Below are 16373 nucleotides of genomic sequence, written 5' to 3'. Positions count from 1 at the left end.
AGGCCGGAAGCGTTCAACTCATCAGAAACGATAGCCAACACCGATGTTGAAGCCATTGATAGCACGGTTTTTACCACCGGCATCCAGGCTGGAGCCTTCGTAACCGATATCCACCGCCAGATTATCCATTGGGTTAACCTGGAAACCGACGCCGTACATAAAGGAGGTTTTCTTCTGGTTACCGCTCTCTTCACCCATATATTCGTAAGAGTCGTTTGCGTAGTTATTCCAGGATGACTTGTAATCAACCTTGTTATAATTCAAGCCCAGCAAGCCGTAGACGCTGACAAATTGGTTAAAGCGGTACGCCGGCCCCACAGACAGTGAGTAGTATTTCACTTCAGCGCGGTTATCAATGACGTCGCGATAGAGATTGTAAGACTCGTTCTTGTCACCGCTCATATAGGTGAATGAGCTGATAACGCTGACTGGTGAATCCCACTCGTAGCGGTACTTAATATTCACACCGTTGATATTCTTGAAGTCCTGCACCTTGCTCTGCGCATAACCGGCGGTGATAGTGCTTTGCCCGGCCTGCGCCACCGCGCCGAAGCCTAAAGTGGAAACAACCAGAGTGGTGATGACTAACTTTTTCATAAAATCGTCCTTAATAGTAAGTGGAACAACTTAGGTAAAAAAATAGCTATCCATGCCGTATTGACGGCATAAATTATTTGTTGGATATGATTAAACCCTACTGATAGATAAGGTTAGATCGTAGCAAATCCGGCATTATAATTAATCAGTAGAACCGGTAATTTGCGAGTAGCTACGCATCAATAACAATTCCTGCCAATTCTCAGGTGCTACGTGATATCTATTTCACTCAAACTCTGCCCCCTACTCGTCCTTATGGCAGTAAAGAGGGGACTCACCTGGAACCCTGACCACATAAGACGGAAAATCGGTGATTTCTGTCGTCTCATAAGGCTGCAGTTCTTTTCCTGAAGGGAGTCGATCGCGAAATCCTTGGGCTACAATATCCTCACTGGACGGATTGGTTGGCATTGAAACTTTAAGGCTATCCGGATCAATATGAGCCCACTGACCATTAGCTTCCTTAGTCACTGTCTGCCGATAACTCAGGGTAATTGTTGCCGTTGAGGATCCATGGGGAATGAACATTACGTGGACATCGGAATGACTCACATTTTCTGAACGGTCTATAGTATGCCCACGGATTTTTACAAGCATCGGTATTAGATCCTTGCCGTTCCCCTCAAACTGAGATTCGCAAATCGTAAAGCTACCCGGAGGATAAGCTGCATCGAGTTGCTGCATTCCTTCCCGTGTTATGGCCCCAGCATTCAGAGGGTTAAGCAATGCAATACCGAGGCTAACCGATAGCAGAATGGTCATGTAAGTCCGTTTCATTTTTTCTTTTTGAACTCTTCTATTTTCGCAAACACCCAAATACCAACACCCAATGGAATACCAGCTCCGATCCCAGCTTTACAAGAAAAAATAAACGTATCTAACCGATAATCAAAAACCCCATTACGGAAAAAGAATATTATTGGCGCGATAAAACTGGCTAAAATAGCTATTCCAACTATCAACAATACACATGAAAACAATAAGTATAAAAACATCGAGAAATCTACATTCTTATTTTTCATTACTTTTTACCTCAATTTTCATGCCTACCACTATCACTGTCCCAGCGACACCACCACCCCCTAACACTCTATAAAATAATTACTTTAAAAACATCTACAAGGGAATTACTTCTCTTTCCAACTTGCGTTCCGCTTTCTGACTTCTTCTATTTTCGCAAGAACCCAAATACCCACACCAAGAACAGCGCCAACACCAGCCCCCATTGAAGATATGTAGAGCAACTCACTCCATTGATAGAGGAACTCTCCACCACGAAAGTAGGTAATTACAGGCCCAATAACACTTCCTACTAATGCCCCCATTAGTATCAAAATTGTACAAGAGCACAGCAAATACAAAAATAGAGACAATCCAACATGCTTCTTTTTCATTTTTTACTATCATCCTTTTTCAGACCACTCTCTACACCGGTGCCGATGGCAGTTCCTACTACACCACCACTTACAGTACCAATAACTTCAGCCGATACAGGAGAAACACCATGAGAGATTATTTTCTCTGTAATTTTCTCTCCGCCTTTATAACCGATTAAAGTACCAACTACTGCGCCAGTCACAGCACCAGTAGCATCTTCACCTTTTAGCCTACTGCCAAAATATGCACCACCCGAGTTCACAGCACCAGAGAAAATAAGGCCTTTACCCTGAGTTACCGCACCGGTACCAATAGCAATCAATGTATCGGTATAACTATATTTTTCTTTTGGTTTAAAGTTAATCGTAATAGCTTGTTTCGTTGCATCTGTAATGCCACCTAAGGCCCCGCCCCCAATAACGGCAGCAGTACCCGCAGTAGGTGCTATGACAGCCCCTCCAACACCGCTCATAAATAGTGCCCAAGCGGTAACCAATGCGGAAGTCGCCTGGTAATGATCTTTACTCACCTTACCAAGGCCTTTGGCTCCCCAAATAGCCCCAGCAACCGCCAATAATTGATATGGCTATTTATTAGGTGAGGACTTCTTTTTTTCATCTAGTTTTCATCTAGTTTAGATAACACCCAACAACCAATCCCCAGAGGAATTCCACTCGCAATGCCCACTTTTAAAGCGTGCGTAAATTCCTTGGCCACGCTAAATGATGAAACATCACCCTCTAAATGCCCAATAAATGCGATAGCTCCTTTGGCCAGTAATACAGCAAGTACAGAAAAAATAATACAATAGATAATCAGAAAAATAAGAAGATGAATACCTATTGTTTTTGGGATAAAGAAATTAATAAATTTCATTTTGCTTTACCTTTTTCATCCAACGTATCTTGTGTTGAACCACTTGTAATTTCAGAAGCCGTTGAGCCTATAACGTTCCCCATAGTCTCAGCTGTTTTACTCGATACAACAGGTTTTAACTGATTACCAACAGTAATTACCTTACCCCCTACAATACCCACGGCCCCACCGACGCCAGCAGCTATCATTGCATTCTTGGGGTCTTCACCTTTGATTTCACTACCGACGTAAGCTCCGCTCACACCAATAATTTCAGTAGCAACAACACCTTTACCCTGAGTCAGGGCAGCAGACCCAGTGGCAATGAACAAATCGGTATAATTAAAGGGTTTATTGCCTTGCAGCTGTACACCTGCGTTCGCCGAACCACCGATTAATCCCCCCACGGCCATTGAACTTCCGCCGACAACAGTTCCTGAGCCCAATGATGCCGCAGTTATCATAAACTTGCCCCAAGCCTTAACAAACTCGGTCGCAGGTTGCGGTGCCCCGGGAACCTAATATTAACCGGCTACAACAGTGTGAAAATGGTAGATTTATAGCTTAGAGGAAACTGCCTAGGTCTAATGGTCTAAAATTATAAATTTACATACAAATTATTTTTTAACGCAGGTACTACATAATAAAATAACCAAATAATTAAACTGGCTGGAATGGCCACAAAAGTAGCATCTCTCAAGCCTAACCACAAATTATCCAGGCTAAAAATGCCTTCTGAAATATAAGTTAACTCTTCAAGAAAAACAAAGGTAATCAGAACAACTGAGCTTATGGCAAGTTCAATAAGGAAAAAACCTTAATTAAAACACCCAGGATTTTTATCATTTACCACCCATTTCCCCCTAAACATTTCAGTACAATCTCTGACACTACCGAGCCCCCCATATTTCCAATAATAGGGGGCAAAGGATGCTGTGGAGCTGGCTTGCTAAAAGCAGTGTCATCGTACATTAAACAACCACAACACGAATCCAACAAAAAAACCAACACTCCCCACTTTTAAGTAGGTGTAAAAATTATCCTTTACAAAAAATATTATGTTCTCCCCTCCGTTAACCCAATAACCAAGGGTTTGAAATAATAGACTCATGATGAATAAAAGCACAAAAAACGAGCACGTTAAATATAACATTAAAATAACTGATCTACTTTTTTTCATTCTTTTCCCCTTGCTCTTTTAATGCTGCCTCCATACCACTACCAAACAGTCCTGACGCCGTCGAGTCCCCTATATTACCGCTAAGAGAAGGAAGAGAACTTTGCGGTGCTGGTTTTGTTATGGTCCAAATACCAGTTGGTACCCACTCATACTGCTTAGATACTGGGTTAAGGATTTTATCCATAGGAACTTTAATAATATTCCCAGAAACATAACCAACAGATGCGCCAGCCTTTCCTAATAATGCTGCAAGGAATGGATCATCACCTTTTATTTCTGCTGAATAATAGCCACCTGCCGCATTCCATGTAACAGTAGGATTATACCCCTTGCCTGCAGTGATTGCTCCGATGATGCCTGCGCCGATTACATCGGACAATTTTACCTCTCCGGTTTTACTCGTCCCATATTGAATAGCTGCGTTGGCCGCCCCGGAGACCCCTACCGCTATCAGCTGCTCTTTCCCTTTAGTTACGCCATTCGTGATTATAGCTTTCCCTCCCATCACAAGTGCTGGCCAAGAGGTAGGATCGATGGCAACCGCCAGTACACGATCTCCGGTGGTAATATTATCTTTCAGGAACTTAAGATCCGAACCATTGAGATAATTTACCAGTGCTGCGGCATCTGGATCCTTCAATTTTTCACTCAAACGGAACTGTGCCGGGTCAGCATCCCTGGCAACATTGGTATTTGCCTGGATAACCTCTTCCCAAGTGACACAAGCAATACCGCCCCCCGTACAAGCGTCTGCCAGTTCTTTGCTATTTTTATTACTGATTTTAATGTACTTTTCAAGCACCGGCTTACAGTCTCCTCCCGAGGCTTTACAGGCTGAAAGCTCCTTATCAAGCTGACGGGATTCCGTCTCACTCAACCAGTTATTCTCAACTACCGTCTTACCAGTCTGCGCTCCAGCGATCGCGTCGGCACTGCTATCACCAATCAACCCACCGGCCAAACCTGCTGCGAGTGTAGCCAATGCTGATACTGTCTGCTTCTCCGTTTCGCTCAGTTCACTCACCGGCTTACCGTAGGCTTCAGTAGCAATCATACCAATAAGTTCAGCGGTCGCAGCGCCACCCGCACCAACTAACGCGTTGTTGCCCTGAGCCGCCGCCAGCGCACCATTAACCGCTGCATGTGCCAGGACTCGGGCTGCAGGATCATCAATACTGTTTGCTATCACGTTGGTGATATAAGGCGCGGCGCCATTAGCCAATGCGCCCGTCAAATCACCACCAGATAATCCTTGAACCGCCGCTGTAGCAGCCTGCATCGCGCGCTGTACCTTACCGCCCGTGCCATAACCCGACTCGCTAAACGCCTGGTTATAGGCCGTCTGATAAATCTGCGCGTTGATATCCTCGGCGGTGATCACCTCACCAGGCTTATCTTTCGCCAGCTTGTCTGCCGCCGCCTTGCGATCGGTATCGGTGACGTTATTCATCTTCTCTTTGGCAGCCTTGGTGGCCGTAATAGCTCCCTCGGTCCGCGCAATGTCCATCGCCTGATTGCCGATCTCGCCGATCAACTGCGCCTGCTGCAGGCGTTTCTGCTCTTTCTCTTTGTCGAAGATCGGGCTCAGGGTTTGGTTGGCGTGCTCTACGTCGCGGCTCAGCTCACTGACGTTCTGCGTCTGTTTGTCCTGATCGCGGATGATGATGGTGCCGTCGCTCACCGCCGATTGGGTGGTTGAGCTGTCGTGTCCGCTGTTGTTGGCCCCCACCAGCAGGCCGTTGGCCATGTTACCGGCGAACTGGCTACCGATGCTGCCGCCGGAACTGATGCCCACGCTCTGGTGCTCTACCTCGAAATCAGCCTGATTGTGAATATCCTTAAAGCCCAGCGTGCCGGTGTCGAGTTTATTTTTGTCCGCCGTGGCGGTGCTGCCGATTACCGCGCCGTTAAGCTGGGTATGTTCCCCCACCGTCAGATCAAAGCCACCTTTACCGGCGAAGATACCGGTCTGCTCCTGCACACTGTCGTAGTTGCTGTGCATCTTGTCTTTGCTCAGGCTGATGCTGCCGGAGCCGGTCATGGAGCCGAAGGTGAAGCTGCCGCCGGCGCTGGCGTTTTGCTGCTTCGAGTCGTAACGATCGCTGTCCTGCTGACTCTCCAGCAGCAGGTTGCGGCCGACGTCGGCCTTGACCGTTTCACCGGTGACCTGCGCGCCGATCAGGTTGGTGTCGCGTCCGCTGGTGATATTGACCTGATTACCGGCGTTCACCGTGGTTTCGGTATGCGTGGTGCCGTTGCCCTTCTCGTTGCCTTTGCCTTTGTTGACGCTGGCGGAGACGCTCAGCCCGATGCCACCGGAACCGACGCCGATGCCCACGCCGAGCGTGCCGCCCTGGCTCTCGTTCTTGCCGTCCAGATACTGGGTGTTGGTGGCAGACAGCAGGTTCACGTCACGATTGGCATTCAGGCTGACGTCTTTGCCCGCCTGCAATTGGCTGCCCTGCACGGTGATGTCGCCATCCTGCCCCTTCACGCCGTTGCCGCTGGCGGTGATGCTCAGGTTGTTGCCTGCCGTCAAGCTGCTGCCCTGGGCGGTGCTCTGCCCGCTGTTCTGGGTAGAGGTCGAAGACTGGGTCCCGTAGGAAATACTGATCCCCACCATATTATTGTTGGCAGGATCGGCACCCTGCGCCTCGGCCAAGCGCGCCGCCTGAACGGCCTGCACGCCACTTAACGCCGCTTTGGTGCCCTGCAACGCCGCCAGACGGCTGTCGTCGGTAGATTTTGCCTGCTGTGAGGTTTCCACCGCGGTGTTCAACGCGCTGCCGACCGTGCCGGAAAGCGCCAGCGTCAGCCCGGATTTCTTCTGTTCAACCTTGTGGGTCTGGCTGTTCTGGTCCTGTGCCTGCGTCACCGACACATTCTTGCCGCTCAGTGCCATGTCTTTACCGGCCACCAGTTCGGAGCCGGTCACCGCCAGGTTGTTACCGGCCCCCAGCGTCAGGTTGCCATTCACGCTGCCGAGGGTACTGCCCTGATTGGTCAGGCCCTGCGCGGTATCGGTGGTTTTCAGGCTTTCGGTGCCGTAACTGATGCCGATGCCGCCGCTGCTCATCAGGCCGGATTTTTTCTCCTGCTTGAGATGCAGTTCACGGTTGCTCTCGGTCGCGCCAGTCACGGTCAGATCGTTACCCGCCAGCAGTTTCACATCCTGAGTGCCGGCCACGCTGCTGCCCTGCACGCGCAGATCGTTACCTGCCAGCACGTTGATGCTGTCACCGCTGAGGGTGCTGCCCTGGACGGTCTGACGATCAAAGCTGTCGCGGGTGGTGGTGGTGGTTTTCGACATCAGGCCGTTGCCGCCGGTCACCTTATGACGCTCGTCCAGATCGCGAGTGTTCTCACCGTTGAGAATGTTGATGTCATGACCGGCATTCAGGTTAAGCGCCTCACCGGCGGAAACCGTTGCCGCACGGGCATTGAGATCGTTGCCCGCGTTGAGGGTCACAGCCCCCTTGCCGACCACTTCGCTGCCCACCTGCTGGCTGTTGCCCTGTTTCAGGCTGTTATCACCGTTCCAAATCAGGTTGTCACGGCTGGCGGTGGTCACCGTATTCAGGTTGAGATCGCGCCCGGCATTCAGCACCGTCTGGCCGTTCTCACCGCTGTTAACCACCTGCGCCGCATCCAGTTTGATGTCGCGACCGGCCTGCAGCATCAGCTTGCCGTCGGCGCCCTGTACATACATGCCCGCCACGCTGTCGATGTTGGTGCGCTCAAAGCTGTTGGCGCCGTTAACGCTCTGCGCCGTACGGGTGGTGCTAATGGCATTTATGTCACGCCCGGCGCTGGCCAACAGCGAGTTGTTGCCCTGGATCACGCCGCCGATATTGTTGATGTCGGTACGGGCGATCAGACCTACGTCGGCACCCTGAATATTGCCCGCCACGTTGGTGATGTTGGCCGCGCTCAGTTTCACCACTTCGCGACCGGCGATATGGCCGCTGTTAAACAGGCCTTCCCCCAGATTAAGGTTGACGTTGCGCCCGGCAATCAAGGCGCCGGAACCGTCCAGATCGCCCGGTTGCATGCGGGCATACACCTGCGGCACCAGCACGTTTTGCTGGCTGCCGTCCGGCAGCGTGACCTTGGCATTCACCAGCCAGACGATGTCTTTGGTCAACAACCCCATCTGCTCTGGCGTCAGCGCCACACCAACCTTCAGGTTATATTGCTGGCTAAAGGTCAGCCCCTGATCCATCAGGGCCTTGAACTGTTCTTCGTCATTGTTGTAGCCGTCCAGATAACGCTGGCCGGTCAGATTGATCACCTGCTCGCGGATCAGCCGCTGCTCGTAGTAGCCATCGCCCAGACGCTTCAACACGTTGTCCTGGTTATTGGTGGCCTTGGCAATCATATAGTCCGAACCCAGCCAGGATTTTTGGTTGGTGAAGCGTGGATCGGTTTCCACCAGGTACTGCCCACCCGGTGCCGGATTGGTTTTGAACAGGCTGTTGTCCGGCAGGCGAGTGTCCGGCCCGACAATGCGTACCACGCTGTCTACCGCATCGCCCTGCTGGCTGTTTACCTTGTTGGCGACTTCAAACTGCTGGCCCGGTTGCAAGGCTACGGCCAGGATCGCCGGTATCGCACCGCTGCCGATGCTCTGCATCCCGGCGGAGATATCACTGCCGGTCACCACCGTATTCACCCCACCGGCCGCGCCGATGGTGGTATCGGTACCCTGTGGCGTCAGCGGCGTGATGGCGATCGGGTTGCCTGCAACCTGCCCGTGGTCAATCAGTTGGCTCGGTTTCAGTGCAATAGTCTGAATGGTGGTCGGCGGCGTGTAGGCCGTGGCGTTATGTCCCTGCTTGTCCTTGCCTTTCTTCTTGATGCGGTAGTAGTTGGTCACTTCCCCGGCGTCGGTAGTCAGGCGCTGGCCCGCCACCGCCACGTTATCCACGCTGCCGGCATTAATCGCCAGCGTACCGCCCGCGACCACCTGACTCTTGTCATTGAGCAGATGACCCGCATTGATCGCCATATCGCCACCGGCGATTATCTTGGCCGGATCGCTTTCCTTGATCTGGGTTTCCTGCACCGTGCGGTTGAAATCGAACTGGTTATAGTTGTCTTTGCGCCCATCCGGCGTGTTGAGGTAGTTCACCTCATCATGGGTGATGCGGATCTCGTCCGGCTGATAACGCTTGTCGGAGCCGCTCAGTTGGTATTCGGTCAGCTTGTCGCTGGATACCGTCACCAGCTCGGTGCTGAAGTGGTCATTGACGTTATTGATCTGCCCGGCGGACAGCGCCATGTTACCGGCAGACTCAATGGTCGAGCTGTGGTTGTTGAGGGTGCCCGCCTGTCCGCTGACCAGGTAGTTGGCATCAAGCTGACCGCCAATCGCCATATCGCCACCGCTGTAGATCAACCCGTGCCCGTAGTTGTTCAGCGTCTGGGTGCCAATATCCACCCGCTCGCGCCCGGCCAGCGTGGCGGCGGTGCCGTTTTCCGCCAGGTTGTTGAAGGTGACGGTCTGCACGCCAATCGCATCGCCATAAATGCGGCCAGTGCCGATGTTGGTCAGCGTATTGGCAGTCAGCAAGGTGTGCTTGCCGTCGATCAGGCCGTAGTTGGTCAGGGTGCCATTCACCGTCAGCCAGTCCTGCCCGGCATTGATCTCACCGCTGGCATTGTTGAACAGGTTGTTGGCGTGCAGATCAAGCTTGGAGCCTGCCAACAGTTTGCCGCTGTTGGTGACATCGCCCGGCGTAGTGAAGTTGAAATTGCCGTTGGCGATCATCTCGCCGCTGTTATTGATACCTTGCCCACTGACCAGATTAATATCACCCAGCGACAGCAACTGCCCATCGCCACCGACCGCTGCGGCATCGATGTCCAGCAGCTTGCCAGCCTTAATGGTACCGGCAGTGTTCAGCATGTTTAGCGTTGCGCCCTGCAACTGCAGATTTCCGCTAGCCGCCAGTTGGCCGCCGCTGTTATCAAGCAGGCCGGCGTTGGTGATGGTCAACTGTTGGTTAGCCAGAATGTTGCCACCGCGGTTGCTCAGCGTGCCGGTGTTCAGCACCACTGACTGGCCTTCCAGCCCTTTATTTTCCGCCTGAGTGCTGTCGTTGGTGAACTGCAGAGCGTTGAGTGTCACGCTGGCACCGCTGCGGATCAGCCCCAGAGTGTTATCGATAATTCCCTGAGCACTGTCCAGCAGCAGGTTGCCGACCGCCTGAATTTGTCCATTACGGTTATCCAGACCGGCGCTGGTGAGCGTCACCGCCTTCTCGCCGATAATCCGTCCACCGTTGCTGTTGTCCAGTTTCAGCGCCGCCAGGGTGAAATCGCCTTTGGCTCCCAGCGTGCCGCCCTGATTATTGAGGTCGCCACTGCTGAGTTGCAGCTGCCCCAGGCTGTGCAAGGTGCCGTTCTGGTTATCCAGCAACTGGCCATGGGTGTCGATCTGCATATCCGCGCCCGACTGCACCAGCCCGCCCTGATTACTCAGGCTGCCGGTGGTGTTGAGCTCCAATGCTTGCTGCGCCACCAGTTTGCCACCGCCGTTCAACAGCGCTTCGGCGTCGAGCTTGAGATCTTTACCGGCAATCACCACGCCCTGGCCGTTGTCGAACACGCCAGTGGTAAGGTTCATGGCCCCCTGGCTGGTGATGCCGCCTTTATCGCCACTGTGGTTATTAGTCAGTCGATCGACCGCCAGTTCCAGCCGATCGCCGCTCTGGATCAGACCGCCGTCGTTGTTATTCAGGCTGTTACCGTGCAACTCCAGCACCATCTGAGCCGCCAGTTGGCCGCCCTGGTTCTCCAGCAAACCGAAGTTGAGCTTCGCCGCATCGGCGCTGACCAGGGTGCCCTGGTTATTCACCAGATGGTCGCTATCCAGCTGCAGTTTTTTACCTGCGCCAATCACCCCAAGATTGCTGTTATCCAACAGGTCTTTAGCGTTCAGCACCATATCCTGACCGGATTTAATTGCTCCGCCCTGGTTGTTGAGGGTGTTGACCGCAGCCGATAAGTGCTTCTCGGAGGCCAACGTACCCTGGCGGTTATCCAGTTGTTCACCGTGCAGTTGCAGATCGCCGGAACTGGCGATAAAGCCGGCCTGGTTATCCACCGCTCCGCTGTCGATCGTCAATTTACCCAGGCTGCTGATGCCGCCATTCTTGCCGCTGTCGCGGTTGGTTAAGGTCTGCCCCTGGGTATTGAGAGTCGCATCGCCGCCCGCCTGCAACAGACCGCCGTCATTGGTCAGCGCCAGGCTGTCGATGTTCAGCGTTTGCTTGCCGACCAACGTGCCTTTGCTGTTATCCAGACTGCCGGTGAACAGTTCGGTCGTGCCGCCGCCCACCAGCATGCCCTGAGTGTTGTCCAGCGCGCCGCTGTGGATCGTCAGCGTCCCCTGGCTGAGAATGCCGCCGGTTTCGCCGCTCAGGCGGTTACTCAAGGCTGCGCCCTGGGTGTCCATGTTCATGTTGCCGGCGGATTGCAGCAGGCCGCCGTCATTGGTCAGCGCTCCGCTGTTCAGACTCAGGCCACCGGTAGCGGCGATAGTGCCCTGTTGGTTGTTCAGTGCGCCCTTGCCGAGCGCCAGAGCAAGCTCGCCGCCCACCACCTGACCAGCCTGATTTTCCAGCCCGCCACCGCTCAGTTGCAGGCCCTGTTTAGCTTCAATACGACCGCCGCGGTTGTCCAATGTCTGTTGGGCCGCAATCTCGGCACTGCCTGTGGCAGCGGAAACCAGCCCCTTACGGTTATCCAGTTTATCCGCCTGCAGCCGGGTATGCTGGCTGGCCGCCAGCTGCCCCTGGCGGTTATCGAGTGCCCCGCTGACCTGTGCCTTCAGGCTCCCGTCCTGCGCGGCAATCACTTTGCCATTCTGGTTGTTCAACTGTGCGGCGTTTAGCGTCACGTTGCCGTTGGCGGCCAGTTGGCCTCCCTGGTTATCAATACCCCGGCGGGTGTTAAGACGCATTTCACCGTTGCCGCTCTGCACCAGTTGGCCATTGCGGTTAGACAGGCTGTCGGCATCCAACGCGATTTGCTGTGCCGACGTGGTACCGCCGTCCAATACATAGTCGCCGCCCAGCATACTGAGCTGGCCGTTGGACAGCAGCTTGCCGCCATCGCCCTGCAGCCGAGCGGTATTCACCGTCAGCGCGCCTTTACCGGCATGCACGATTTCCCCGCTCTGGTTGTCGATCGCCCCGACCTTCAGCGTCAGGCCATTGCCGTTGCTGGCGATACGGCCACCGGCATTATCCAATTTACCCTGTGGATTCAGCGTTAAATCATCGCCGCCAAGCTGGGTGATTTCGCCCTTACGGTTCGATAAATCATGCGCATTCAGCGCCAGCTTGTTCGCGGCCAGTTTGCCGCCGTCGTTGTTCAGCAACTTACCGCTGTTGGCGGTCAGTTGTTGCGTTGCCTCAACCTGCGCATTGGCCGTGGTCAAATCGCCCTGTCCGGCGTCCAGCATGACATTGGTGCCTGCAGTTCTGCTGCCGCTGAAATCCGCGCCCTGCCCATTAGCACGCAGATCGCCCGCCGCCAGGTTCTGGCCCTGCGCGGTAAGCTTACCGCTGGTGGTCAGCGCCAGTTCACCGCTGCCGCCCAACTTGCCATCCTGCTGTACACCGGCCGCCAGCGTGCTGCCTTTGCTGCTGTTCAGGCTGGCTGCCTGTACGCGCACATGGTTACGCGCAGCGATGGAGCCGCTATTTTGCACCTCTCCGTCGCTGTTAACCCCGGCATTGCCCGCCGCAAACACCGAACCGCTGTTGCTGACGCCGCCCTTCGAAGCCAGTTGCGTATCGCCGCCGCTGCTGATTTTGCCGCTGTTTTCAATCCGGCCGTCGGCAGTCACTACCACACTGCCAGCCTGCGCACCGATGTTACCGGCGTTACGCACCCCGACGCCGGTTTCGGTACCGATCATACGGATCTTGCCAGCATACATACCGCCCAGCTTCGCCACGTCTACCGCCAGTTGCGGGCGGGTAGCAGGATCGTCACTCTGCTTGTCGATCTGCTGGTGCGCCGCATCCACCTTGTTACGACCGGTGGTCACGTTAAGATCGTTAGCCCAAAGTCCGGCATTGATCTTCGTCGATCGGGCGATGATCTCGGTGTAATCCTGACGTGAACTGTCCATACCGGCACCTTCAACCACCACTTCGCCGCGTTCGACGTTAAAACCGGTCAGGTTACCGTTGTTCATTTGCGCCTGACCGGTGGTCAGGGTGGCGCGGTTGGCATTGATAAAGCCGCAGCCGTTACAGGTAATACCGGACGGGTTGGCGATCACCACCTGCGCCCGCTGACCGGCCACTTCGATGTAACCGTTCAGGCGGCTGGGATCGCGGGAGTTAACCTCATTAAGGATCACCTTGGCTTCGCCCTTCGCCAGCCATGGGTTGCCATCGACCCAGCCGCCCTGCTGCGTCTGGGTCATTTTGTGGGAGTTGTTGAGGATCGCGCCCTGCTTGTCGACGTCAAACTGGCTGTAGGTATTGCGGGAAACCCCACCGGCACTTGGCGTCTGAATGTTGACCTGTGGCGTACCGTTGGCGCTGTTAACAATGGTCGGCTGCTGGCCGCCCGGCGCATTGCCGTCGGCAATAATCGCCGCCTGCACCGGCTGTATGGCACCCAGCGCTATCAGCAGACTGAAGCTGATAGCGCTAATTTTACCGATGCACTGACTCAGCGTATGGCCCAAACCCGGCGAACGGGCAGATCCGGCCCGGCCGGAGCGGGCGATATCCGCCACTACCATCAGCATGCCACGCGCTTTATTGAAAATAATACGATACAGGTTCTTGTTCATGGCAATGTCCTTATTGAATTTCTGACGGCTCGACGGCTAACGGGTGGCTTTCCCACCATTGCTGTGCTTGCTGATGGCTGACCTGCGCACCTTTAAAGTTCACCACGCGTTTGCCGCGTTGATCTCCCCGGTGATACAGCGCCCGCATGCACAAGTGTGGGAAGATCTCCCTGGCAATCAGATTGCGCATTTCCCGCGTATGGCCAAATGGGGCGATCCAGTCGCAAAACCACAGACGATCGCCACTGTTCCAGTCACTTTCCTGCATGTTCACCGCCGGCTGCGTCAGATAGCGTGCCTCTGCCTCCTGGCTCATCCAGGCCCAGCTGAGGAAGAAAACCGGCTGATTTTGCTGCGATACCAGCACATATTGCTGGCGTTTGATAATCGGCAGCAGCAGCGTTGGCAAGGTGTGCAACGGCGCATCACGATGCATTGGCGAATGCATCCACAGCCAGACCGCGGCGCCAAAGGCTTCCGCCTCACTGTCGTTACCGCCGAGGATCAGCGGCGCTCTGATGTCGTATTCGCCTGTGTGCATTGTCGTGTCCTCAGTAGTTCCAGCTCAGGTTAAAACCCAGGGTGACCGGGCTGGTGCTGAAACCGTCCGGTTTGGAGAACGGCACACCGGCGAACAGGTCGTAACCGACCTTGAAGGCATAACCGCGCAGGCCAACCACGCCGCCCGCCAGGTGTTGCCCCACCAGATAATCGGAACCGTAGCCGCCGACTTCGCCGTAGTCGGCGCCGAGGTATAGCTCTTGCCCCTGTAGCGGTGTGCGCCACGCCAGATCGTTACGGACGAACCAACCGTGGTTGGCATTCAGGGTGCGTTCGCCGTCAAAACCGCGCACCGTCCAGCGGTTGCCGATAGCGAACTGATCCTGCGGCGTCAGCGGTGTATCGCTGATTTGGCGCTGGTACTGCACGTTGTATCTGAAGTTCTGGCTAAACAGGCTGAACGGCACGTCGAGCTGGGCGTTGAGCTGCACAATTTTGCTGAGCGCCGTGGCTTCACCAAAGGTTTCTTCCGGGGCCGGCAATGCGCCGAACCAGCGGGTACCGCGCTGATAGCTGACACCGGCGTCCAGCGTGGCCTGTTGAATGTAGTGGCGGTGCTGTAACCCCAGCCGCCAGCCGGAGGTGCGCCGACGCTGCACTTCCACTTCGGTATCGTTGATATAGTTGCTGGATTCGCGTGCCAGTACGTCATAGGTCAGCGTGGTTTTCTGGCTGCCGTTGCGGTGCAGTACCCGGCTGAGTTGGAAATCCAGGTTTTTGCTTTTGCCGCTATAGCGGTAATCCTGATTCTGGCCGGCAATGGTCTGGTGGTAGTCATAGCTGTTGGCGGTCACCCCGGCCATCCAATAGCCGAACGGCACTGAATAATGGCCGGTGATGTTTTTAGTGCCTTTGCCGCCCTGGTTTTGCAGATCGGTGGAGCCGGAAATATAGAAAAGGTCACTGAGCGAGAATGGGTTATCCAGCGACAGCGTCAGGCCGCCCTGATAACGCCCGGTGCTCTTGGTGCCGGAATCATCCAGTGAGGCGCCAATGCGCCACATGCGTTCCTGCTTCCAGCTCAGGGCAATATCGCTTTCGCCAGGCTGTTCGCCGGGGATGATTTCCATATTGGCCTGCACCGTCGGCAGGCGCTGCAGGTTTTCCAGCCCCTGTTCGATACCGCGCAGATCCAGCAGGTTGCCCGCATGGGCCGGGAATGTGCTGTAGGGCTGAATATAATGGCCGCTGTCCGGCGTCAGCTTTACCTGCCGTACATACCCCGGAACCACCACCAACCGCAGCTTGCCGCTTTTCAGATCCTGAGTCGGTGCCAGCACGCGGGTAGTGATATAGCCGTGATCCACCAGCCGGTTTTGCAGGGTGCTCATCAGCAGGTTAATGCCTTGCCCACCCAGACAACGGCCCTGGGCCTGATTGGCGATACGCTGCAACGGCAGCCAGTGGGGGAGTTTTTCCTGCCCGCTCAACTGCACCTGATCAATAGGGAAGCAGGGTTTTTCCTGCGGGAAAGCAATGCGACCAAAGCTGGATGAAGGTGGCGACAGACGTACATCCGGTGTCGGCGGAGTCAGTTGCTGTTCCAGCGCCTTTTGCCGCTGCTGCTGTATGATCAGCTGTTCGTTGTTTGGCGTTGCCGCTAACAGCGGCTGGCTGAAAATAAACAGCGGCAAGACAACGGAGCTAAATGGAATACAGCCCTTGCGCGCAGCAAAGCTGAGCGAAGAGAAAGCGGGATGGCACATGACTTTTTCCCTGTCGAAAGACAAATAAAAGAAAAGAATTGTAAAAAATCGCGAACATTATGCGCACGAATAGCCCACAATCAACTTAATTTTGTGCCAAACTGGGGTCTGGATAACAAAAAATAGAATAAGAGCCCTCTGCTATACGAATATATCGCTCACTAACTCACGACAAATAAAAAAGATAACCAAATGTATTTTAAGAACAAAAATACAAAAAACAATTTCATTGGCGATTTACTTTTATGAATAAATGCATCCAAGAAATGCATTTATT

The 16373-nt window shown here is 54.1% G+C and carries 10 protein-coding genes; all 10 read right to left on the bottom strand.

The genetic code is table 11. From position 1 onward, the window contains the following. Window positions 1–21: 21 nt before the first annotated feature. Window positions 22–597 carry an Ail/Lom family outer membrane beta-barrel protein gene (locus FCL49_RS17725; protein ID WP_174354551.1) on the bottom strand — a complete coding sequence of 192 codons (576 nt, stop codon included), beginning with the start codon at window positions 595–597 and terminating at the stop codon, window positions 22–24. A 243-nt stretch (window positions 598–840) separates the two neighbouring features. Then, window positions 841–1281 (bottom strand): hypothetical protein, encoded by a 441-nt coding sequence (locus tag FCL49_RS17720; protein WP_174354550.1) that lies wholly within the window; start codon window positions 1279–1281, stop codon window positions 841–843. Window positions 1282–1370: 89 nt separating this feature from the next. After that, complete coding sequence (locus FCL49_RS17715) at window positions 1371–1619, bottom strand: hypothetical protein (RefSeq protein ID WP_174354549.1); 249 nt, start codon at window positions 1617–1619, stop codon at window positions 1371–1373. Between the two features lie 105 nt (window positions 1620–1724). After that, a complete protein-coding gene (locus tag FCL49_RS17710; protein ID WP_174354548.1) occupies window positions 1725–1991 on the bottom strand; it encodes a hypothetical protein in 267 nt (88 codons plus the stop codon). Continuing rightward, window positions 1988–2503 (bottom strand): hypothetical protein, encoded by a 516-nt coding sequence (locus tag FCL49_RS17705; RefSeq protein WP_174354547.1) that lies wholly within the window; start codon window positions 2501–2503, stop codon window positions 1988–1990. Before FCL49_RS17705 ends, FCL49_RS17710 begins: the two co-directional genes overlap by 4 nt. 89 nt (window positions 2504–2592) lie before the next feature. Beyond that, complete coding sequence (locus FCL49_RS17700; protein WP_174354546.1) at window positions 2593–2850, bottom strand: hypothetical protein; 258 nt, start codon at window positions 2848–2850, stop codon at window positions 2593–2595. Next, complete coding sequence (locus FCL49_RS17695; protein WP_174354545.1) at window positions 2847–3293, bottom strand: hypothetical protein; 447 nt, start codon at window positions 3291–3293, stop codon at window positions 2847–2849. Before FCL49_RS17695 ends, FCL49_RS17700 begins: the two co-directional genes overlap by 4 nt. 702 nt (window positions 3294–3995) lie before the next feature. Next, window positions 3996–13829 carry a hemagglutinin repeat-containing protein gene (locus FCL49_RS17690; protein WP_254611100.1) on the bottom strand — a complete coding sequence of 3278 codons (9834 nt, stop codon included), beginning with the start codon at window positions 13827–13829 and terminating at the stop codon, window positions 3996–3998. A gap of 10 nt (window positions 13830–13839) precedes the next feature. Then, window positions 13840–14370, bottom strand: a complete 531-nt coding sequence (locus tag FCL49_RS17685) for a toxin-activating lysine-acyltransferase (protein WP_174354544.1) — start codon at window positions 14368–14370, stop codon at window positions 13840–13842. Between the two features lie 10 nt (window positions 14371–14380). Beyond that, window positions 14381–16096, bottom strand: a complete 1716-nt coding sequence (locus tag FCL49_RS17680; protein ID WP_174354543.1) for a ShlB/FhaC/HecB family hemolysin secretion/activation protein — start codon at window positions 16094–16096, stop codon at window positions 14381–14383. Window positions 16097–16373 lie beyond the last annotated feature (277 nt).

Origin of the sequence: Serratia proteamaculans (assembly GCF_013337185.1) — a bacterium.
In the GTDB taxonomy this organism is placed as follows: Bacteria; Pseudomonadota; Gammaproteobacteria; order Enterobacterales; family Enterobacteriaceae; genus Serratia; species Serratia proteamaculans_D.
The sequence above is the reverse complement of the archived record's forward strand: the minus strand, read 5'-3'. Positions and strand labels throughout refer to the sequence as shown.

Coding starts and splice junctions, on each gene's coding strand:
- FCL49_RS17710 (WP_174354548.1), bottom strand. CDS start 1,991: ATGAAAAAGAAGCATGTTGGATTGTCTCTATTTTTGTATTTGCTGTGC.
- FCL49_RS17725 (WP_174354551.1), bottom strand. CDS start 597: ATGAAAAAGTTAGTCATCACCACTCTGGTTGTTTCCACTTTAGGCTTC.
- FCL49_RS17720 (WP_174354550.1), bottom strand. CDS start 1,281: ATGCAGCAACTCGATGCAGCTTATCCTCCGGGTAGCTTTACGATTTGC.
- FCL49_RS17715 (WP_174354549.1), bottom strand. CDS start 1,619: ATGAAAAATAAGAATGTAGATTTCTCGATGTTTTTATACTTATTGTTT.
- FCL49_RS17685 (WP_174354544.1), bottom strand. CDS start 14,370: ATGCACACAGGCGAATACGACATCAGAGCGCCGCTGATCCTCGGCGGT.
- FCL49_RS17680 (WP_174354543.1), bottom strand. CDS start 16,096: ATGTGCCATCCCGCTTTCTCTTCGCTCAGCTTTGCTGCGCGCAAGGGC.
- FCL49_RS17700 (WP_174354546.1), bottom strand. CDS start 2,850: ATGAAATTTATTAATTTCTTTATCCCAAAAACAATAGGTATTCATCTT.
- FCL49_RS17695 (WP_174354545.1), bottom strand. CDS start 3,293: ATGATAACTGCGGCATCATTGGGCTCAGGAACTGTTGTCGGCGGAAGT.
- FCL49_RS17690 (WP_254611100.1), bottom strand. CDS start 13,829: ATGAACAAGAACCTGTATCGTATTATTTTCAATAAAGCGCGTGGCATG.